Origin of the sequence: Pseudomonas putida (assembly GCF_025905425.1) — a bacterium.
In the GTDB taxonomy this organism is placed as follows: Bacteria; Pseudomonadota; Gammaproteobacteria; order Pseudomonadales; family Pseudomonadaceae; genus Aquipseudomonas; species Aquipseudomonas putida_AF.
Genome location: NZ_CP109603.1, coordinates 2,608,512 through 2,628,614, shown reverse-complemented (window position 1 = coordinate 2,628,614; position 20,103 = coordinate 2,608,512). Strand labels below are relative to the sequence as shown.

Below are 20,103 nucleotides of genomic sequence, written 5' to 3'. Positions count from 1 at the left end.
AACCCTAAGAGGCCGGGCAATCTCTCATAGAACAAAACCTAACTCATTGAGTTAGCAGCAACTCTGTGGGAGCGGGCTTGCCCGCGAACACCGGCGAAGCCGGTGCCATGCTCCGCGTGGCCTTATTCGCGGGGCAAGCCCGCTCCCACCATGTCCCCTGTTCTCTGCGTGGCAGCGCAACCCTAAGAGGCTGGGCAATCTCTCATAGAACAAAACCTAACTCATTGAGTTAGCAGCAACTCTGTGGGAGCGGGCTTGTCCCGCGAACACCGGCGAAGCCGGTGCCATCCACCGCGTGGCCTTATTCGCGGGGCAAGCCCGCTCCCACAATGACCCCTGTTCTCTGCGTGGCAGCGCAGCCCTAAGAGGCTGGGCAATCTCTCATAGAACAAAACCTAACTCATTGAGTTAGCAGCAACTCTGTGGGAGCGGGCTTGCCCGCGAACACCGGCGAAGCCGGTGCCATGCTCCGCGTGGCCTTATTCGCGGGGCAAGCCCGCTCCCACCATGACCCCTGGTCTCTGCGTGGCAGCGCAACCCCAAAAGGCTGGGCAACCTCCCACAGTGGCTCAGCGTTGCTGCTCAGGCTGACAAAAAATTTATCAAGCGCTGAATTATTTAGTGTCCCTTTGCCTCTCATGCCTTAGAGCATTCAGTGACAAGGAAATGGGCATGAAATCTCGCAAGAAAAGCGTCAAGCCGATCGGCTTGAAAGATATCACCATCGTCGACGACGCCAAGATGCGCAAAGCGATCACCGCTGCCGCACTGGGCAACGCCATGGAATGGTTCGACTTCGGCGTTTATGGCTTTGTCGCCTACGCGCTTGGCAAAGTGTTCTTCCCCAACGCCGACCCCAGCGTGCAGATGATTGCCGCCTTGGCCACGTTTTCGGTGCCGTTCCTGATCCGCCCGCTGGGTGGGCTGTTCTTCGGCGCCCTGGGCGACAAGTTCGGCCGGCAGAAGATCCTCGCCGCGACCATCGTGATCATGTCGTTGAGTACCTTTGCCATCGGCCTGATTCCGTCCTATGCCACCATCGGCATCTGGGCGCCGATCCTGCTGCTGCTGGCCAAGATGGCCCAGGGCTTTTCGGTGGGCGGCGAATACACCGGGGCGTCGATCTTCGTCGCCGAGTACGCACCCGACCGCAAGCGCGGCTTCCTCGGCAGTTGGCTGGATTTTGGCTCGATTGCAGGTTTTGTGCTCGGCGCAGGCGTGGTGGTGTTGATTTCCACCGTGCTGGGCGAGGAGCAGTTCCTTGAGTGGGGTTGGCGCCTGCCGTTCTTCCTGGCCTTGCCGCTGGGCATCATCGGCCTCTACCTGCGCCATGCGCTGGAGGAAACACCGGCGTTCCAGCAACACGTCGAGAAGCTCGAACAGGGTGACCGCGAAGGCCTGGCCTCCGGCCCCAAGGTGTCGTTCAAGGAAGTGGCTACCCAGCACTGGCGCAGCCTGGTGACCTGCATTGGCGTGGTGATCGCCACCAACGTCACCTACTACATGCTGCTCACCTACATGCCCAGCTACCTGTCGCACAACCTGCACTACAGCGAAGACCACGGGGTGCTGATCATCATCGCGATCATGGTCGGCATGCTGTTCGTCCAGCCAATCATCGGGCTGCTCAGCGACAAGTTCGGCCGCCGGCCGTTCATCGTGGTCGGCAGTGTCGGCCTGTTCGCGCTGGCCATCCCGGCCTTCATGTTGATCAACAGCGGGGTGCTCGGGCTGATCTTCGCCGGGCTGTTGATCATCGCCGTGCTGCTGAACTTCTTCATTGGCGTGATGGCCTCGACGTTGCCGGCGATGTTCCCCACGCACATTCGCTACAGCGCCCTGGCCAGTGCCTTCAACATCTCGGTACTGATCGCCGGCCTCACCCCGACCCTTGCCGCCTGGCTGGTGGAAAGCACGGGTAATCTGTACATGCCGGCCTACTACCTGATGGTGATTGCAGCCGTCGGCCTGGTCACGGGGCTGACCATGAAGGAGACCGCCAACAAACCGCTGCGCGGTGCAGCACCTGCCGCCTCGGACATCGAGGAAGCGCGCGAACTGCTGCAGGAGCACCACGACAATATCGAGCAGAAAATCGAAGACATCGACACGCAGATCGCCGAACTGGAGGCCAAGCGCCAATTGCTGGTGCAGCAACACCCGCGTATCGAGTAAGGTACAGGGCCCTGTACTCAGTAGATTATCTTTATGGCCGAGGGCTTTTCGGCGCTACCGCCACTCAACGGGTTGCGTGTTTTCGAGGTGGTGGCACGCCACCTCAACTTCCGCCTGGCGGCGGATGAGCTGGGGGTTACCCAGGCGGCGGTGGCGCAGCAGGTTCGCGGGCTTGAGGCGAACCTTGGGCTCAAACTGTTCGAACGCTTGCCCAGGGGCCTCAGCCTCACCGGCGCCGGACAGCGCTACAGCACCGATATTCGCAGCGCGTTTGCCTTGATCGCCTCGGCTACCCAGGCGCTGCGCCCCGATGCATCCCAGCTGACAGTCAGTGTCACACCCACGTTCGCGGCGAAGTGGCTGATCCCTCGATTGTTGTCATTTGCCCACGATCACCCCGATATCGACCTTCAGGTGCTGGCTACCGACCGCTTGTCGCAGTTCCGCCCCGAAGGTGTGGACATCGCGGTGCGCTACGGCCGCCCTCCGTTCGGCCCGGCGTTACATGTCGAACCTTTCCTGAAGCAGCGCATCGTTGCCGTGGCGAGCCCTGGGTTGCTCGAACAGCTGGGCACGCCGGCTTCCCTTGACGATTTGCAACGTTTCCCACTGCTGCATGATGCGCACAACTTCTGGCCGGACTTCATCGCTGAGGTCTTCCAACAGCCGCTGTTGGCGGGCGCCAAGAATGTACGTTTCAACCAGACGTCATTGGCGATTGATGCTGCGGTTGCAGGGCAGGGGCTCGCCTTGGCCAGCGACTTCTTCGTGCAGAACGATATTGCAGCAGGCAGGCTGGCCTTGGTGTTCGAGCAGCACTGGGTGCTGGAACAGGCGTTTTACCTGGTCTGGCCGCGCAATGCCTACCAGCCGCCGGCATTGGAGAAGGTGCGCAGCTGGTTGCTGGAGCAGGCGAAGGCATCCTGGTAGTAGTTTTTCTGTCGTCTATCAGAAGCTTTACTGGCTCTCTGGCGGGTGGGGGACGGTGCTAGTCTGGAACCCATCACTCACCCGGGCTGAATGCTCGACAAGGGGGCTTCATGTCAGTAGAAAAAGTAGCAGTTGTCATCGCCGGTGGCAGCGGTATTGGCGCGGCGGCCGCCAAGCGTCTGGCCGCCGATGGGTTCAAAGTCGGCATCCTGTCTTCGTCCGGCAAGGGTGAAGCATTGGCCGAAGAACTGAGTGGCATTGGCGTGACTGGCAGTAACCAGTCCAACGCAGACCTGCAACGGTTGGTCGATGCGGTCATCGCCAAGTGGGGGCGCATTGATGTGCTGGTCAACAGCGCCGGGCACGGCCCTCGTGCGCCGATTCTGGAAATCAGCGACGAAGATTGGCACCAGGGCATGGAAACCTACCTGCTCAATGTCATCCGCCCGACGCGCCTGGTGACGCCGATCATGCAGCGCCAGAAGGGCGGCGTGATCATCAACATTTCTACCACCTGGGCTTTCGAGCCAAGCGAACTGTTCCCCACCTCGGCGGTTTTCCGTGCTGGGCTGGCGTCGTTCAGCAAGATCTTTGCAGACCAGTTCGCCGCCGATAACATCCGCATGAACAATGTGCTGCCAGGCTGGATCGACAGCTTGCCGGCCACCGAAGCGCGTCGCGACAGCGTGCCGCTCAAGCGTTACGGCACCAGCGAAGAAATCGCCGCCACCATCGCCTTCCTGGCCAGCGACGGGGCAGCCTACATCACCGGCCAGAACATCAAGGTCGATGGCGGGATTACGCGGAGCATTTGATCAACGCGGCATATAGCCCCGTTGCCATGAGCGCGGAATGAACCGTGTCACCAGGGCCAGCAGGCATGCGAGCGCGCAACTGCCTGCCAGCGCCTGCAGGCCCAGCTGGTGCTCAAGCCAGGCACCCAGTGCCGCGCCCATCAACATGCCCGCCCAAGGCACCAGTTGTACGCGCCAGCCATTGCGCCGCTCGCCCAGCAACCAGCGCCCCAAGCCGCGACCGAAGCGGGACAGGGCGCCGGTGACATAGGTCAGGCCGATTGGCAGGCCATTCACCTGTTCGACCACGGCATTGATCATGCCCATGGCCAGTGTCGCCGCCAGCAGCGCCCCAAAGGTCGCGGGCAGGGGCCATGCCGCCGCGACACCCAGCAGCACGGCGACCACCAGCAGCACCGGCCAGGCGCGGCGACGGCAGGCCCGAGCCAGCATCACGCCCAGGGCATTGCCCGCGACAAAGCCGAACACCGCACCACTCAGGCGCAGCACCATGGCCAGGTCCGCCTCGCTGATGGCCACCGCCAGGCGGGTGGTGTTGCCGCTCATGAACGAAGCGAAATCACCCAGGGCCAGCAGGCCGATGGCATCGGTCATGCCGGCCAGCACCGACAGCGCGGCGACCAGCCCCAAGCCGACCCGACCCCGCACGGCCCGGAGCCTGAGCCGTCGTGCGTTGCGTGCGGGCAGTACGTTGGGCAGCATGCTCAGCGCAGCAGTGCTTCGCGGGCCAGGGTGCCCTTGAGCGTGCGCTCGACCACATCGACCAAGACCATGGTCTGGTGGTCCACTTCGATGTTGAGCAGCTCGCCGGCCTTGTAGTGGGCGAACGTGGTCTGGCGCAAGGTCTCTGGGATCAGGTTGATGGTGATGACGCTGTCATCGACATCGGCGACCGTCAGGCTGCAGCCGTTTACCCCAAGGAAACCGCGGGGGAACACGTACTTGGCCCACGCCGCAGGCATACGGAACTTGATGAAGGCCCCGGTCTCTTCGATGGACAGTTCGACGACCTCGGCGGTGGTGGCGATGTGGCCTGCCATCAGGTGGCCGCCGACCTCGGCGTTCATCTTGGCCGAGCGTTCGACGTTCACCCCTTGACCGGCCTTGAAGCTGCGCAGGTTGGTGCGCTCCAGCGTGGCATTCATGGCGTCGAACTTTACTTGGGTGCCGTCGATCTCGGTGACTGACAGGCAGGTACCCTCGACGCTGACGCTGGCGCCGATCTTGAGATCGTCGAGCAATTCAGGGGTGAGGTCGAGGGTGAACTGCCTGTGGCCGGGGTAAGTGGTCACATCAAGCAACGGGCGAACGGCCTGGACGATGCCGGTGTACATGGAAATTGCTCCTGGGCACGGGAAAATGAAGTCCCCCGGAAACTATGCCTCTGAAGCGGTAAAAGCAAGGCGGGCGCTGCCCCTCAGACATGCCCGCTGCTGTTCACAATGCGCAGGCACAGCGCCTCGTACGGCTCCAGGCTCACCATCAGCCGCCCATCCTCGGTCAAGTCTCCCTCGACCGTCTCGTTGATCATGTCCACCACCGGTCCCGGTGTGAAGCCGGTCAAGTGCAGCTCCTCGGCGATCGCTTCCTGGCCAAAGTTCAGCGCGCTGATCTGGATACCGCGCCCCGCCGGCAGCTCATGCACCATCACCAGCAACCCAGGGCTACTGACCTCGGGTACCAGCACCTGGCGGCTGGTGGCGATGCCGTAGGCCTGGCGCACGGCCAACAGCTTCTTCACCTTGCTGGCAAACGAGTCGCTGTTTTCCAGCTGGCTGTCGAGGCTGCCATAGAGCGCCCGCGCCCGGGGCATGCCGCGTACTGACGCCTCGGCGTCGGGGGCGAGCCCGGCCAGGTCGTAGCCGCCACGGTGGATCCAACGGGTGTCGCCATCGAGCATCCGCTCTGCCACCGCCTCGGCAGGCAAGGGCAGGGCGCCGACCAGGTCCCAGCCAGACAGCGCCACCACGCCGGGCTGCATGGCGTTGTACATCACCAGCAGGAGGTGAATTTTCTGGATGCGCTCGATATCCGCTGTGTCGATCTGCTCAAGGTCGCGAATCCCGAGGGCTGCGGTGATCAGGCTGGCGGTGGTGCAACTGATGCCATTGGTGACGAACCGCAGGTTGTAGGGGGCATGTTCGCCAGACAGGCGTTCATAAATTTCTTCGCGAATGTGCTCGCGCAGGATGTTGCCGGGCAGGGTCTGGCCTTTGTACAGGTACATGTCGTGGGCATGCAGGGTCCAGAAATGCACCAGCTCGACGGTCAGCTCATCATGGTTCTGCAGGGCATGGATCAAGGAGGCCGGGTCGATGCCGAACGCGTGCATTTCCTTGAGCATCAGGCGCAGGAACTCGGTGTCGCCGGTCAGCAGCGCGTGCTGGTAGGCCGGGCGGGTGATGAAGTCGTAGGACAGATCGGCGCCACCCTTGGACATTTGGGCAATGTCGTCGATCGTAAGGTTGAGCTCCTGAAAGCTGAAGCCACCCGCCTTGCGAATCATGCCGCCCATCAGCTGGTTGCCGACGATCGACAGGGGGTGGCTTTCGGACCAGGCGGTGGCATTGAGGCAGGTTTCTACCCCGAGAAAACCGTTGGCGTCCAGGCGCAGGCCCCGTGCGCCAAGGCAGTCCAGCGCATGCAGGGCATCACCGATGATCATCTGTTGGGCGGCGAAGGTCGGGTCGAGCCAGTTGAGTGACGGCTGGCCTTCCTTGAAGTAGTGCAGGTACACCCACCGCCTTGTCTTGCCATCGACGCCGGTAATGGGCGGGGTGACGCTCCAGTCGGTCTCCTTGACCCCAGGCTCGAAGAAGATCACCCGCTGCAACTGGCCGACGATGTAGTGGCGGGCCTTGAGTTCGTCGCACACCGCCGGCAGCAAGTTGACCGCATCGCGGCCTGCTGGCACCTCGGGCAGCAGCGGCCAGTCTTCTTCGCGCACTTCGACCATGTGGTAGAGCCCAGGGTAGGCGCCGTGGGCCAGCTCAGCCAGGCGAAAGTCAGCACCTTTGCCGGTGTGCGAGGGGATCAGGTCATCGATGGTCACGGCGTTGTGCGCAGCGGCCATGCGGCTCATCTGGATCAGCTCCTGTTCGCTGCCGTAGAGCGGGTCGATGTCGAAGCTGATGCGGTCGAAATTGCCGTCCACGCTGGGGGTGAATGCGTGCCCGCGCACCCCGCCGGACTGCTTGATGGGGCCGGTGTGCACGCCTTGTATGCCGATCTCCGACAAGCGCCGCCACAGCGCCTCGTGGGCCAGGGCGGCGAGCACCGAGCAATCATCGGGGGCAATGATGGCGTCGGGATAGACGGTGAGCCACACCGAGGCGATTTCGGTCGCGCGGCGGGGCTGGGCTTCGGCGTAGGGGTTTTGCCACAGGCGCGATTGCCCCGAATACAGGCGGGCCCGCTCCTGGGAGGCCTTGAGCATGGAACGGTCTTCGAGCCACTGGATGTATGACGGGTCTGGTTGGGTCATCTCGCGTCCTCTCTGCGTGTCGGCACCGGCCACAGTTATGACGGCGTTGCAGGCGGAACGTTCGCCTTGCCAGCGATTGGGCCGCACATCAGCCCCACGGCTCAACGCCGCGCCGACAGCTGCTGCGGTGCCAGAAACGCACTGTGGAAGTAGTTGCGCAACGCCTGCATGGCCGGGCTGAAGGCCCGTTCCCGATGCCAGGCCAGGCCCACGCTCATTGGCGTCACTGGGTCGCTGATGGTCACCGTCTCGATGCGCTTGCCTTCCAGCGACCAAGGCCTGTGCACCAGGTCGGAGAGGATCGCCACACCGCTGCCATTGGCAACCATGCTGCGCACGGCCTCTACCGAACTGGTCCGCACGCGTACGCTGGGCCGCTGCCCGGCCAGCTCCCAATAACGCATGGCGCTTTGCTCGGCCTCATCCACGGTCAGCAGAATGAACGGTTCGCTGGCCACATCGGCCAGGCTCACCGCAGAACGCTCGCACAGCGGATGATGGCCGGGCAGCCACAGTCGGCGCTCGGAGTTGAACAGCGTTTCCGAAACGATATCCGGGTGGGTGAGGTTGGCGGTGAGCACCACGGCCATGTCGAAGCGGCCCTCCAACAGGCCTTGCTCAATGGCGCTGCGCTCCTGCTCATGCACTTCCAGGGTTACGTCAGGGTGCCAGTGTTCGAGGCGTTGCAGGTGGTGCGGCAAGAAGTAGCCAATCACGGTATAGCTTGCCGCCAGGCGCAGCAGGCCGCTGGCGCGCCCGTCCGGCAGCGGGCTGTTCAGCGCGTCGTCGACGCTGCGCAACACCACATAGGCGCGGTTGAGAAAATGCCGACCGGCCTCGGTCAGGCTCATGCCCTGGGCCGAGCGCTGGAACAGCAGCACGCCAAGCATCGCCTCCAGCTCCTTGATCGCCGTGGTCACCGCCGATTGGGAAATGTTCAGGTGGATTGCCGCCTGGGAGATCTGGCCGATCTCGGCGGTGGCAACGAAGTAGCGGACCTGGCGCAGGGTCAGAGACACGGTAGGCTCCTGGTGTATCTGATTTTCAGAAGACACCCTATCTGTTTATAGATCTACCCAAGGGGGTACAGAGAATCTAACGTGGCTTGCATGCAGTCACAAGCACCAGGAGATACGTTCATGCAGGTGGTGGATTTCAATTCGGACATGGGTGAGGGCTTCGGCCCGTGGACCATCGGTGATGGCGTCGACAACGAGCTGATGGCCTTTATCAGTTCGGCCAACATCGCCACCGGCTTCCATGCCGGCGACCCCGGCACCATGCGCCGCACCGTCGAGCGGGCCAAGGCACTAGGCGTAGCGGTCGGCGCACACCCAGGCTTTCGTGACCTGGTCGGTTTCGGCCGCCGACACATCAATGCCCCGGCCCAGGAACTGGTCGACGACATGCTCTACCAGCTGGGTGCACTGCGTGAAATCGCCCGTGCTCAAGGGGTGACGTTGCAGCACATCAAGCCCCACGGCGCGTTGTACATGCACCTGGCGCGCGACGAGGAGGCTGCCCGGCTGCTGGTGCAGAACCTGCGCGTGATCGAACCGCAGTTGCTGTTGTATTGCATGCCGGGTTCGGTGATCTGCCGCATTGCCCAGGAACTCGGGCAGCCGGTGATCCGCGAGTTCTATGCCGACCGCGAGTACGATATGAGCGGCTCCATCGTGTTTACCCGCAACGTGCGCGGCCATGACCCCAAGGCCGTCGCCGAGCGCGTGCTGCGGGCTTGCCAGCAAGGCCTGGTGCGCACGGTCGAAGGGCAGGACCTGGCCATCGCGTTCGATTCCATCTGCCTGCACAGCGATACCCCGGGCGCGCTCGACCTGGTCGAGGCCACGCGCCAGGCGCTGGATCAGGCTGGTATCGAGGTACGCACGCCACGATGAGTGTTACCGGCACCCGGCGCAGCTAAGCCGGGGCCGCTGCATGGAGTTGTTTTCGCCTGCCTTTCTATAAAGATTCCAAGAAAAGGAACAGTCATGGCCGAGCCGGTTGCTTCTACCCCGATCCGCTACAGCTTCGGTGCCGACGAGCACCTGTTTGCCGAAGTCAGTGACAGCATGTCGCTGGAGGCCTTTTTCAAGGGCATGGCCGTCACCCGCGCGGTGGAGCGGCTCGGCCTGGATGGCGTACTCGATGTATGCCTGGCCAACGCGTCGTTCCAGATCCGCTTCGACCCTGACCGCATTGCCCCCGAGACGCTGCTCGAAGCAGTACGCGGCGCCGAGGCAGACGCGGTGGCCGAGCGCTCGCTGCACACCCGCATCATCGAAATCCCGGTGCTGTACAACGACCCCTGGACCCACGAAACCCTGATGCGCTTTCGTAATCGCCACCAGGACCCGAGCAGCACCGACCTTGAGTATGCGGCGCGGGTCAACGGCCTTGCCGATGTCGAGGCGTTCATCGCCGCCCACAGTGGCGCGCCCTGGTTCGTGTCGATGGTGGGCTTCGTCGCCGGCCTCCCGTTCATGTTCCAGATGGTCGAGCGCCAGCGGCAGTTGCAGGTGCCCAAATACCTGCGTCCGCGTACCGACACACCCAAACTGACCCTCGGCCACGGCGGTTGCTTCGGTTGCATCTATTCGGTGCGTGGGGCCGGTGGCTACCAGATGTTCGGTGTCACCCCGGCGCCGATCTACGACCCCCAGCAGACCCTGGCCTACCTCAAGGAGCACATGGTGTTCTTCCGCCCCGGAGACATCGTGCAGTTCAAGCCAATCGACCGCCGAGCCTATGACCAGGCCGTGGCGGATGTCGAAGACGGCTGCTTCAACCTGCGCATTCGTCCGGTGGCGTTTTCCCTGGATGCCTTCCTCGCCGACCCGGTCGGATACCCCAAGACGCTGCAGGAGGTGCTGGCATGATCAAGGTACTCAAACCCGGCCTGGCCACCTCGGTACAGGACCTGGGCCGCGAGGGTTACTACCATCTGGGCATCCCGCCGTCCGGGGCGCTCGACCAGTACGCGTTGAGCGCAGCCAACCACCTGGTCGGCAACCCGGCAGGCGCCGCAGGGCTTGAATGCGCGCTGGTGGGCCCGGAACTTGAGTTCCAGCACGATGCACTGGTGGCGGTATGCGGCGCGCAGATGCCGGCATTGCTCGACGGCCGTGAGCAGCGCCCCGACACCGCGTTCGCGGTCAGGGCAGGGCAGGTACTGCGTTTCGGCTTCCCAACGGCAGGCGCCCGGGCATACCTGGCCGTCGCCGGGGGTATCGACGTACCCGAGGTGCTTGGCAGCCGATCTACTTACGCATTGGGGGCCTTGGGTGGGCACCAGGGGCGCAAGTTGCTGGCGGGCGATGTGCTGCCGGTCGGTGTGCCCAGCGGCAAGACACGAGCCGGTGCGAGCCTGCCGATGGCCTTGCGACAGTCACTGGGTGGCGAGGTGGTATTGCGGGTGGTCCCAGGGTTGTATTTTCATCGCCTGACCGCTGCGGCGGCGCAAAGCTTCTTTACCGAGGCATGGACGGTCGGCTCCGAGGCGGACCGTATCGGCTACCGCTACAAAGGCGGCAGCGCATTGAGTTTCCAGCCGCGTGAGCAGCCGTTTGGCGCAGGCTCTGACCCGTCGAACATCGTCGACAGCTGTTACCCGATCGGTTCGATCCAGGTACCGGCAGGGCTGGAGCCGATCATTCTGCACCGCGATGCGGTGTCCGGAGGCGGGTACGCCATGATCGGCACGGTGATCAGTGCCGACCTGGACCTGATCGGGCAGATGCAGCCCAATCAACAGGCACGGTTTTTGGCGGTGAGCCTGGAGCAGGCGTTGGAGGCGCGGCGGTCGTACAAGAAGAAGCTGGGGTGGCTGGCTCGGCTGTTTGCTTGATCGTTGTGCTGTTATTCAGGCGTTGAAATTATCTAAAGCGAAATTTCCTACGTTGTTTTAGGACGTCATTACCTGCTCTGGAAATTGATTCCTCGTTAGTGTTCAGGTCCCGGTTTATTCAGACCTGAGTACTAAAACGCACTTGCAGAGGAATCAATTTGCATAGCCAACCCGATCTGCATTCCCGCTTTTTGTCTAACCATGACTGACGCCTCCGTTAGCAGTGCTGCCTCCGGCCCAGCTTGCAGCGCCCGTGTGCCGATTCTTCCTGTGCGCTATGCCATCGTGCCGCGCATGGGCGGTGCGCCGTCTTCCCGCTACGCCCACTCAGGCTTGGCGCTGGAGCAAGGCTTCAAGCCGTTGCAGCGTTCCGCCTATACCTTGCGTGCCCTGCGCCCCGGTTACATCTACGTGTTCATGAAAGGCCCCCTGGGCGAAAAGCTAGTCATCCATGAGCACGACGGCGAAGGGCACTACAAGGAGTTGAGGTACCGCGGACTGGAGGACTACCACCAACGCCACCGTTATCTGTACGGCCAGACCATGGGCTGGGTTTGGGCCGACACCTGTAGTGACACTGCCCGCGAGGTCTGGATCGGTTACAGCCCGCATCTGTGGACCAACGCCATGACCACCCGCATTACGTCATCGACAGCGGTTCGCAATCGGCACATGCGCTTGCTGAACATGGGCGAATTGATCACGGGAAACCAGGCGCCTTCCGCCCAACGCCATGTGCTTCCCGTCAGTGCACTGAAAACCTGGGTCGAAGACTTCAAACCTGCCGATCAGCGCATGTCGCTGGCCTGGAGCAGCCAGCCGCGTACCGACACCCTACCCATTGGCAACCTCAGCGCCATGGCGCGGCACTACCCCAGCACCCAGCCGAAGATCCCGGCGGTAGTGGTGCTGAGCGATGCCGAAGGGATGGCCCTGGACCTGAGCCTGGCCGTTTCGGCTTACCAGCATCAGTTACGCGACCTGATGCCGGCTGAGCAACTGGAACACACCAAGCCGCTACAAGGTGCCGAGCAGGCTGGCGTGCCAGCGTGCTATGGGCTGGATGCTGAGCGCCTGAGTCCGCAGAGCCGCGACTACCACCATCGCAACCTGGTGGCCCTGCTGCTCGACAAGACCCTGGTAAGCCTCTACCCGCCGGAAGCACGCCCCCTGAACCAGGCCGCGCAGCGGCTGCAGTCACCGGGGGGCCGCCCCTCGCTGTCAGAGGCCGAGGCACGCTACCGGGCACTCACCCATGAATACTACTCCCCCAATGGTGCACGCCTGGGGCAACGCATCGATACGGCCAAATACCAACAGTTCTTGGCCGAGCGAGATCAACTGGAGCAGCGCATTGCTGCCTTACGCGACCTCGCCCTGCAAGCCAGTAACGACCACGACCTCTGGCTGGCCACCGCTGAAGCCCAGCATATCGATGACCCGTACAGCCTGGCGGCAGCGCTGTCATGCTATGACCGTGACGAGCGTACCTCGGCCCGAGGGTTGGAGATTTCACTGGCCTTGTTGATCCACTCAATGGGCCAGCCAGTCCCTGGCACCGAAGACCACGACCGGCGCTTCAAGCGCCTGGAGCGCTGGCTGGATCAGCATGACAGCCCGCTCTACACCGCGCTGGCGCCGTTCAATCCGTTCCGGGATAAAGCCGATACGGTCGGCACCTTGTTGGGCGGCAGCGACTATGTGATCGAAGGGTTGGTAGGTCGTTTTCCGGCCATTGCGGACATTACCGACCTCACTGCTCAGTCGGTGAGTGCCGTGGTACTTAAACGCCTGCGTGGGCAGACACGCTGGGATGCCAGCCGGACTTTGCAGCAGCAAGTGAAGGCGGCGGCGCGCGAGGCCAATGCCGAGAAAGCGCTGGGGTTGTTGGCGGCGCGTTACCAAGTCACTGAGCAGGCGGTAAAGGGAAATCCATTTAGTCAGGAGGTGGAGCGGTATTTGAAAACCGGGATGGCGCAGGTCGAAGAGATGAAGCAGATGCGTATTTCGGGAAGTCGGACAGTGGCGGTCGAGCTCACGACCACGTCACGGGTGCGGCCCACCTTACTTGGCTTGCTCACTTCAGGCGGCGGAACCGGTTTGAACGCGGGGATGCTGTGGTACAACGTGATCGCGCTCAAAGCGGCTTACAACAGCCTGCAAAAGAGTGATGCGCCGGAATATACCGCGGGGTTTGCTGCATCGATTTTCGGGGTGATCGGCGCGGCGGCGGCAACATTAGTTGGCATCAGGGCAACGCAAAAGGCCGTGATGCTGAGGTTGAGTTCAACGGCGCCCGGGATGGCTTTTGGGAATGGGGTTGTAAGGTTTCTGAGCAGCAATTTATTTGCCCGGCTTTCAGGATATTCGGCGATACTTCTTGGTTTTCGTTCTGATTACAATAAATATCTGAGACAAAAAGAAAATGGTGATCTGCAATCATCACACTACACCATCTCGGGCGGTGTTGCCGTTGCAGTAGGGTCTATTGCAATTCTAGAAGGAAGCCTAGCTATCGCAGGCGTTGCGAGTGCTGTTCCATTTGCAGGCTTGGCTGCAGCAGCGGTAGTGTTGTTAGGTGCTGTTGTGTTGGTTGGCGGGTTATATCTGCACGCCAAGGCACAGGGTTGTATTCATAATGCCATAGAGTTATGGACATCCAGGGGCATGTTTGGAACTCGAATGAATGATGGTGAAGCTCGCCAAGATTTAAGGCTGGGTTATGATAAAAAACTTCCTGGGTTCGCCAAGTTAGAACATGAGGTCGGCGCGTGGTACGGCGCATTTTACGTGCCACTTTTAATGTCGTCGAATGAAGCGCAAGCGTTTGGATTAGATAATCTTGATACGGGATGGAGTCGTAAGTATGTACGGGGGAGGTCAGCCCGCTCTTCTGGTCGTGAGTACTCGTATATCGCCGAGTTTACTGTATTTTTATCAGGCTTTGTCTTAGGGCAAAGCCGCTGGCACGCAAGCCTAAGTAGTAGTAAAAATGATGTGATTTCTACCTTTCCAATTACAGTTGATTGTTATGAGGTTAGCGGTGGCTTGGTAGTTAGCGTGAAGACAGAAAGTCAGTCTCGCGAACATGTCACGCTCATGTTTGTATATCGGCCAAACTTCGGCTTGGATGAAGATGCTGAGTCGGTTGCGTATTTCAATCTTGAGAAGTAGTTATGGCAATAATGTGGTTTTTTGATCCGCAAGTAAAGACGGATTATGTGCTTGCGATAAAGGGGCAGGTGGCAAGCTGTAGTAAAGATATTCTGGTTCTACGTAATCCGTGGGTGGCTGACTCGGTTTTTATGGCTAAGTTGTATACGGCTATGATATTGATTTTGGCGGTTGTTACCTACTCGGATGTTCTAAGTGCTCAGTATCGAGATGTTATTTTATCCGATGCAGTGTCGGTTGGGCTTTACATATTTACGCCTTTTATTTTTAGCCCTTTTTTGGTCTATCGAATTTTTCTCATCCGAAATTTATCGGGAATTCATCTAAATCGTACCGCTAAAAAGATCTACTATCAGCGTATAAATACCTTGATGGTGTTTGACTGGAACAATATCGGGGGTGGGTTGTTCAAGCGCACGGAATTTGGAGGATCTTCTTTCAGCACCAGTTACGCATTGGCATTCGCCCCCCGTAGAAAAGACGGTAGCCTCCACCAGAAAGACTGCCTCTGGGTCGACAGCAACGAACCCACCGAACCCGGCATCAAACACGTTGCCGAAGTGTGGGAATACCTGCGCCACTTCATGGACCACGGCCCGGATAAGCTACCGCCTCCCGGCGAACCCAACTGGTGGTATCGGCCGCTTCACGCCATCTGCTTGACGCCCGTAGAAGCCTGGCGGCACTACGCCCCTTGGCGAACCGGCGAGCCCGGCGAAATGCAGGGCAAAAAGAACTGGCAATTACCTTTTTGGGCCGTGTTATTCCCTTACAACTTTACCCTCGCACTTTGCTGGTTTGTGGTCTGCCGCGTATTCAATGTCCGCGCAGCACCTGCTCCCCCCGAGGCTTTCGAAACCGCTCCCGCTAAACCCAGCAAAAAGAAGCGCAAATAAGGTTTCATTCAACCTTGCTGATCCGCTTACCGCGCTGTGCGGCCACTTCCACCGCCTGCCCATCCCGCTGTTTACCCTGTCGCGCCAAGCCTTCAAGCTGCGGTATCAGCATCCCCTCCGGCAAATACCGCCAGAACCGCCCTGGCATGTGCAGGCGCAGCGCGTCCGGGTTGAGGCGGGCGGGGTTGAAGGTGTGGCGATAGTAGGTGCGCCACAGTTCGGCGCCGGGGTCGTCTGCGTTACGTGCCCATTGCCGCCAGTCCTCGGGGCAGTGGCGCCGATAGTCGAAGGCCTGGCCGTCGAAGCGGATGCCATCATTGGGGGTGGCGATCAACCAGCGTTGGCGGCCCAGGCGGTCGGCGAAATGCGCACTGGCACTGTGCAGGATGTCGTGCGCGGGTTCGTGATAGGCGACCAGGTCCAACTGCAGTCGTTCGGCCAACGTTTCGGGTAATGGCACGAAGCGCACGAAGGCATGCAGATGATGCGCTTCACGGCTGACCTGTTTGATGCGCCGGTGCAATTCGCTGCCCAGACGATCGCCGGCAAGCATGGCGATGCGGTCCCCATGGGCCACACGCCAAAGCACTTCGTAGAGCAGGTTCCAGCGTTGCTCGCCGCGATAGCGAGCGGCCTGTTCCAGATGGTTCAGTAACGCCGCCGGCACTTTGCCGCGAAATGGGCCGGGGCCCTCGGGCAGCGGTGCCGGCACGGCCAGCAGATCAGCGATCGGGCCTTGCGACCATGTCACCTCGGCCGGGTCGATGCCATGGCCGAGCAGCACGCGGGCTTGGTCACGCCAGGTCGTGAAGCAATCATCGCAATCGAGTGCGATCATCCCCACAACCCCATTTGCACCGGCGCCTGCGGTTCGCGTAGGCGTTCGCGCAGCAGGCCGGTGCGCAGCTCGGCCTGGGCCGGGCGGTAATCACTGGTGACGATGAACGGGCGGGCCTTGTCCAGCACGCAGCGTAGCTGGATCAGGTCGTCGTAGCGGATGCGCCGTTCCCGCCGCAGCGCCACCAGGCGCTGCACGCTGCGCAGGCCGATGCCTGGGATACGTGCCAGCAAGGCCGGTTCAGCGCGGTTCACATCCAGCGGGAAGACTTCACGATTGGCCAGTGCCCACGCAAGCTTAGGGTCGATGTCCAGTGCCAGGTTACCGCTGTGGCCCAGCAGTTCGCCGGCCTTGTAGCCATAGCCACGCAACAGGAAGTCCGCCTGGTACAGGCGGTGTTCGCGTAGCAGCGGTGGCGCCGCTAGGGGCACGCTGCCTGGGCTGTCGGGGATCGGGCTGAAGGCCGCGTAGTACACGCGCTTGAGACCGTAGCCTTGGTACAACGACTCGGCATTGCGCAGCAGGGTGCTGTCGTCGGTGGCGTCAGCGCCGACGATGACCTGGGTGCTTTGCCCGGCCGGGGTAAAGCGCGGCGCCTTGGGTTCGTTGGCCACGGCCTGCTGGCCATGGTGGATGACCGCCATGGCCTGACGGATGGTGTGCGCGTGTTTCTCAGGTGCCAGGCGCTTGAGGCTGGCATCAGTCGGCAGCTCGATGTTGACGCTCAGGCGGTCGGCCAGGCGCCCGGCTTCCTCGATCAGCAGCGGGTCGGCATCCGGTATGGTCTTGAGGTGGATGTAGCCGCGGAAGTTGTGCTCGTCGCGCAGCAGCTGTGCCACACGGATCAGTTGTTCCATGGTGTAGTCGGCCGAGCGGATGATGCCAGAACTGAGAAACAGGCCGCTGATGCAGTTGCGCCGGTAGAAGTCGAGGGTCAGGCGCACGACTTCCTCTGGGGTAAAGCGCGCCCGTGGCACGTTGCTGGAGCGGCGGTTGACGCAGTACTGGCAATCGTAAAGGCAGAAGTTGGTCAGTAACACCTTGAGCAGCGACACACAGCGCCCGTCGGGGGTGTAGCTGTGGCAGATCCCCATGCCGTCGGTGGCGCCCAGGCCGTCGCCGCCCCGCGAGCTGCGCTTGGGGGCGCCGCTGCTGGCACAGGAAGCATCGTACTTGGCGGCGTCGGCAAGAATGCCGAGTTTGGCGATGAGCTGCATGGAGGCTGACTCGGAATACTGAATATTCATACAGTATTTTGAGAGTGCCTTGATTGCAAGCCCCATCGATGGGTGACTGGGGAATCAGTATCCCAGTAAATCCCTCAGCTAAGCTTGTGCTGGGCTTTACGGACAGTAACGAGGCGCGCGGGAGAGGACATGAAAATCACGATCGATGCGAAGCGAGTGCTGGCGGGGCTGGCGCTGGCTATGGGCATGCTCAATGCCCAGGCGGCTGAAACCAAAAAGGTCGATGTACTGCTGGTGGGCGGTGGCATCATGAGTTCGACCCTGGCCGTCTGGCTCAACGAATTGGAGCCAGGCTGGTCGATGGAAATGGTTGAACGCCTGGACAAGGTCGCCGAAGAAAGCTCCAACGGTTGGAACAACGCCGGTACCGGCCATTCGGCGTTGGCAGAGTTGAACTACACGCCAGAGAAAGATGGCAAGATCGACATCAGCAAGGCAGTGGAGATCAACGAGTCGTTCCAGGTTACCCGTCAATTTCTCGCCTGGCAGGTCAAGCAGGGGGTATTGAAGAACCCCCATTCGTTTATCAACACCACGCCGCACATGAGCTTTGTCTGGGGCGACGACAACATCCGCTTCCTGAAAAAGCGCTATGAGGCGTTGCAAGCCAGCCCGCTGTTCAAGCCCATGCAGTATTCCGAAGACCACGAACAGATCCGCAAATGGGTGCCGCTGATGATGGAAGGGCGCGACCCCAACCAGAAACTGGCCGTGACCTGGACGCCAATCGGCACCGACGTCAACTTTGGTGAGATCACCCGGCAGTACGTGGGCTACCTGCAGACCCGGCCGAACTTCGACCTCAAGCTGTCCACCGAGGTCCAGGACATCACCCGCAACGACGACGGCTCCTGGCATGTCGAGTACAAGAACCTGAAGGATGGCAGCCAGGCTGCCACCGATGCCAAGTTCCTGTTCATCGGTGCCGGTGGCGCGGCGCTGCCCCTGTTGCAGAAGTCCGGCATCGATGAAGCCAAGGACTATGCCGGCTTCCCGGTCGGAGGGTCGTTCCTGGTAACCGATAACCCGGCCATTGCCCAGCGCCATATGGCCAAGGCCTACGGTATTGCTGCGACCGGCGCACCGCCGATGTCGGTACCCCACCTGGATACCCGTGTCCTGGATGGCAAACGCATGATCCTGTTCGGGCCGTTCGCAACCTTCTCGACCAAGTTCCTCAAGCAGGGCTCCTTGCTCGACCTGTTCGCCAGCGCCAGTGTTCACAACGCCTGGCCGATGGTCAGGGTAGGGGTACGCGAGTTCGATCTGGTGCAGTACCTGGTCGGTCAGGTTTTGCAGTCGGACGATGACCGCTTCGAAGCGTTGCGCACCTACTTCCCCGAGGCCAAGAAAGAAGACTGGCGGCTGTGGCAAGCCGGCCAGCGGGTGCAGATCATCAAGAAGGACGAGGCCCAGGGCGGTGTGCTCAAACTGGGTACCGAAGTGGTCACGTCCAAGGACGGCAGCATCGCGGGGCTGCTTGGGGCTTCACCGGGTGCTTCGACCGCGCCTCCGATCATGCTGGATGTGTTGAACAAGGTGTTCAAGGACAAAGTGGCGTCGGCGGCCTGGCAGGCGAAGATCAAGCAAATCGTGCCGTCTTATGGCATTCGCCTGAACGAGCATCCGGACAGGGTGCAGCAGGAGTGGACGTATACCAATGAAGTGCTGCAGCTGAATCCGCCGTCGGGTGGTGAAACCCAGGCAGTGACGCCTTGATTCAAGCGCTCGGGACCGTTGCTGTCGCAGGCGTATGCGGCCGCTTTTACAGGGCTGCGTACGACCTTAAATAAGCTCGGCAGACCTTGGCGAAAAGGCGCTGGAGCGTGGATCAGGTAGGCGAGTACTTGCGACGCTTTCCTGAAGTGCCCGCGTAGACAGACCCCTCGACCTTGGCGAACGCTTCGATTGCCTCTTCAGTCAGGAAGCTGTCGTAGTGCGCCGACTCACGCAGACGTGCGAGCTTTGCGTCAGCAATTGCCCTGAAATGAGCTATAGATTCGCTGAAGTCGCTGCTTTTAGTCGACATCACGGATTTCCTCATGGTTGAGCGCAGCATAGTCACCACGCAGGTCGTAGGCAAGCCCGATACCTTTTACCTGCCGGAAACCCTCCTTTTGGTAGGCAACACGAGCTTCAGGAAGTGGGTCTTTCACCACAACCCATTTCAACCCAAGTAGAAGGGCGTAGAAACGGACGCCGCTCATGCACAAGGGCGCTATGTATCCTCTTGTTGCCAGGCGATCGTCCGGGTTTCGCTGAAGGTAGAGCACCATGATCTTTTCCTTGCTACCTAGTGGCGAGGCCCAGCAAAGGCCCGCGAGGGAATTGTCATGCCATATGGCAATGTCCAGCGCGTGTGCATGAGCACGCCGGCGTTTCCATTGCAGAACACGACTCCAGCCAAAGTCGTGAGGATTGGGATGCCAACACTCATGGGCTTCAATTGCTCTATCATCTATTTCCTCGACTGTTAACCGTTTATTCAGCTTGATGTTCTTGTGATTGTTTTCAAGGCCTATCTGCCCACGAGCGGCTTGTTTGAAGCCAATGAGGGCGGCCTGTTTTTCATCGTCCATGTGCAATCGCTTCACCACACGTTATCAAGCATTTGATGCTATTGCTGAAGCTCATCAGAAGGGGCCGAGAACCTGTTTTGGGTTCTCGACGATTGACGTAGTCCAAATCCTTCTCTGC

At 61.0% G+C, this 20,103-nt stretch carries 17 protein-coding genes; 9 read left to right on the top strand and 8 right to left on the bottom strand.

From position 1 onward, the window contains the following. The first annotated feature begins 672 nt into the window (after positions 1-672). From proP to OGV19_RS11735, 3 genes are all read left to right on the top strand, one after another. Positions 673-2,175, top strand: a complete 1,503-nt coding sequence (gene proP, locus OGV19_RS11745) for a glycine betaine/L-proline transporter ProP (protein ID WP_264313519.1) — start codon at positions 673-675, stop codon at positions 2,173-2,175. Between the two features lie 33 nt (positions 2,176-2,208). Then, complete coding sequence (gcvA, locus tag OGV19_RS11740) at positions 2,209-3,105, top strand: transcriptional regulator GcvA (protein ID WP_264313518.1); 897 nt, start codon at positions 2,209-2,211, stop codon at positions 3,103-3,105. Between the two features lie 110 nt (positions 3,106-3,215). Next, a complete protein-coding gene (locus OGV19_RS11735; protein ID WP_264313517.1) occupies positions 3,216-3,920 on the top strand; it encodes an SDR family oxidoreductase in 705 nt (234 codons plus the stop codon). Here the strand turns inward: OGV19_RS11735 and OGV19_RS11730 are convergent, their stop codons facing one another. From OGV19_RS11730 to OGV19_RS11715, 4 genes are all read right to left on the bottom strand, one after another. Further along, positions 3,921-4,622, bottom strand: a complete 702-nt coding sequence (locus OGV19_RS11730; RefSeq protein ID WP_264313516.1) for a YoaK family protein — start codon at positions 4,620-4,622, stop codon at positions 3,921-3,923. Between the two features lie 2 nt (positions 4,623-4,624). Continuing rightward, complete coding sequence (locus OGV19_RS11725) at positions 4,625-5,254, bottom strand: riboflavin synthase subunit alpha (protein ID WP_264313515.1); 630 nt, start codon at positions 5,252-5,254, stop codon at positions 4,625-4,627. Positions 5,255-5,337: 83 nt separating this feature from the next. Next, a complete protein-coding gene (treS, locus tag OGV19_RS11720; RefSeq protein WP_264313514.1) occupies positions 5,338-7,404 on the bottom strand; it encodes a maltose alpha-D-glucosyltransferase in 2,067 nt (688 codons plus the stop codon). 101 nt (positions 7,405-7,505) lie between these two features. Next, positions 7,506-8,423, bottom strand: a complete 918-nt coding sequence (locus OGV19_RS11715; protein WP_264313513.1) for a LysR family transcriptional regulator — start codon at positions 8,421-8,423, stop codon at positions 7,506-7,508. A gap of 120 nt (positions 8,424-8,543) precedes the next feature. Here OGV19_RS11715 and OGV19_RS11710 point away from each other — a divergent pair, with 120 nt between their 5' ends. The 5 genes from OGV19_RS11710 (at position 8,544) to OGV19_RS11690 (ending at position 15,321) form a co-directional block, all read left to right on the top strand. Then, the gene (locus OGV19_RS11710; RefSeq protein WP_264313931.1) at positions 8,544-9,302 is read left to right on the top strand and encodes a 5-oxoprolinase subunit PxpA; all 759 of its coding nucleotides are present in this window, start codon (positions 8,544-8,546) and stop codon (positions 9,300-9,302) included. 93 nt (positions 9,303-9,395) lie between these two features. Continuing rightward, entirely contained in the window at positions 9,396-10,283 is an 888-nt protein-coding gene (locus OGV19_RS11705; RefSeq protein WP_264313512.1) for a 5-oxoprolinase subunit B family protein, read from the top strand. After that, on the top strand, positions 10,280-11,251 hold the full coding sequence (locus OGV19_RS11700) for a 5-oxoprolinase subunit C family protein (RefSeq protein WP_264313511.1): 972 nt from the start codon (positions 10,280-10,282) through the stop codon (positions 11,249-11,251). The genes OGV19_RS11705 and OGV19_RS11700 overlap by 4 nt, the downstream gene beginning before the upstream one ends. A 201-nt stretch (positions 11,252-11,452) precedes the next feature. Continuing rightward, positions 11,453-14,425 (top strand): T6SS effector BTH_I2691 family protein, encoded by a 2,973-nt coding sequence (locus OGV19_RS11695; RefSeq protein WP_264313510.1) that lies wholly within the window; start codon positions 11,453-11,455, stop codon positions 14,423-14,425. Positions 14,426-14,427: 2 nt separating this feature from the next. Next, a complete protein-coding gene (locus tag OGV19_RS11690) occupies positions 14,428-15,321 on the top strand; it encodes a DUF6708 domain-containing protein (RefSeq protein WP_264313509.1) in 894 nt (297 codons plus the stop codon). Between the two features lie 4 nt (positions 15,322-15,325). Here the strand turns inward: OGV19_RS11690 and OGV19_RS11685 are convergent, their stop codons facing one another. Then, positions 15,326-16,165: a TIGR03915 family putative DNA repair protein gene (locus OGV19_RS11685; protein ID WP_264313508.1), complete on the bottom strand. Its 840-nt coding sequence runs from the start codon at positions 16,163-16,165 to the stop codon at positions 15,326-15,328. Beyond that, entirely contained in the window at positions 16,156-17,376 is a 1,221-nt protein-coding gene (locus OGV19_RS11680) for a putative DNA modification/repair radical SAM protein (RefSeq protein ID WP_264313507.1), read from the bottom strand. Before OGV19_RS11680 ends, OGV19_RS11685 begins: the two co-directional genes overlap by 10 nt. 159 nt (positions 17,377-17,535) lie before the next feature. On the opposite strand from OGV19_RS11680, the gene mqo reads away from it, so the two are divergent. Then, positions 17,536-19,125: a malate dehydrogenase (quinone) gene (mqo, locus tag OGV19_RS11675; protein ID WP_264313506.1), complete on the top strand. Its 1,590-nt coding sequence runs from the start codon at positions 17,536-17,538 to the stop codon at positions 19,123-19,125. A 112-nt stretch (positions 19,126-19,237) separates the two neighbouring features. On the opposite strand, the gene OGV19_RS11670 is transcribed toward mqo, so the two are convergent. Further along, complete coding sequence (locus OGV19_RS11670) at positions 19,238-19,435, bottom strand: hypothetical protein (RefSeq protein ID WP_264313505.1); 198 nt, start codon at positions 19,433-19,435, stop codon at positions 19,238-19,240. Continuing rightward, positions 19,425-19,985 carry a hypothetical protein gene (locus OGV19_RS11665; RefSeq protein WP_264313504.1) on the bottom strand — a complete coding sequence of 187 codons (561 nt, stop codon included), beginning with the start codon at positions 19,983-19,985 and terminating at the stop codon, positions 19,425-19,427. Before OGV19_RS11665 ends, OGV19_RS11670 begins: the two co-directional genes overlap by 11 nt. Positions 19,986-20,103: the final 118 nt, after the last annotated feature.

Bases quoted from the DNA above. Each gene is read 5' to 3' on its own strand.
- proP (WP_264313519.1), top strand. From the start codon at position 673: ATGAAATCTCGCAAGAAAAGCGTCAAGCCGATCGGCTTGAAAGATATC.
- gcvA (WP_264313518.1), top strand. From the start codon at position 2,209: ATGGCCGAGGGCTTTTCGGCGCTACCGCCACTCAACGGGTTGCGTGTT.
- OGV19_RS11735 (WP_264313517.1), top strand. From the start codon at position 3,216: ATGTCAGTAGAAAAAGTAGCAGTTGTCATCGCCGGTGGCAGCGGTATT.
- OGV19_RS11730 (WP_264313516.1), bottom strand. From the start codon at position 4,622: ATGCTGCCCAACGTACTGCCCGCACGCAACGCACGACGGCTCAGGCTC.
- OGV19_RS11725 (WP_264313515.1), bottom strand. From the start codon at position 5,254: ATGTACACCGGCATCGTCCAGGCCGTTCGCCCGTTGCTTGATGTGACC.
- treS (WP_264313514.1), bottom strand. From the start codon at position 7,404: ATGACCCAACCAGACCCGTCATACATCCAGTGGCTCGAAGACCGTTCC.
- OGV19_RS11710 (WP_264313931.1), top strand. From the start codon at position 8,544: ATGCAGGTGGTGGATTTCAATTCGGACATGGGTGAGGGCTTCGGCCCG.
- OGV19_RS11705 (WP_264313512.1), top strand. From the start codon at position 9,396: ATGGCCGAGCCGGTTGCTTCTACCCCGATCCGCTACAGCTTCGGTGCC.
- OGV19_RS11700 (WP_264313511.1), top strand. From the start codon at position 10,280: ATGATCAAGGTACTCAAACCCGGCCTGGCCACCTCGGTACAGGACCTG.
- OGV19_RS11695 (WP_264313510.1), top strand. From the start codon at position 11,453: ATGACTGACGCCTCCGTTAGCAGTGCTGCCTCCGGCCCAGCTTGCAGC.
- OGV19_RS11690 (WP_264313509.1), top strand. From the start codon at position 14,428: ATGGCAATAATGTGGTTTTTTGATCCGCAAGTAAAGACGGATTATGTG.
- OGV19_RS11680 (WP_264313507.1), bottom strand. From the start codon at position 17,376: ATGCAGCTCATCGCCAAACTCGGCATTCTTGCCGACGCCGCCAAGTAC.
- mqo (WP_264313506.1), top strand. From the start codon at position 17,536: ATGAAAATCACGATCGATGCGAAGCGAGTGCTGGCGGGGCTGGCGCTG.
- OGV19_RS11670 (WP_264313505.1), bottom strand. From the start codon at position 19,435: ATGTCGACTAAAAGCAGCGACTTCAGCGAATCTATAGCTCATTTCAGG.
- OGV19_RS11665 (WP_264313504.1), bottom strand. From the start codon at position 19,985: ATGGACGATGAAAAACAGGCCGCCCTCATTGGCTTCAAACAAGCCGCT.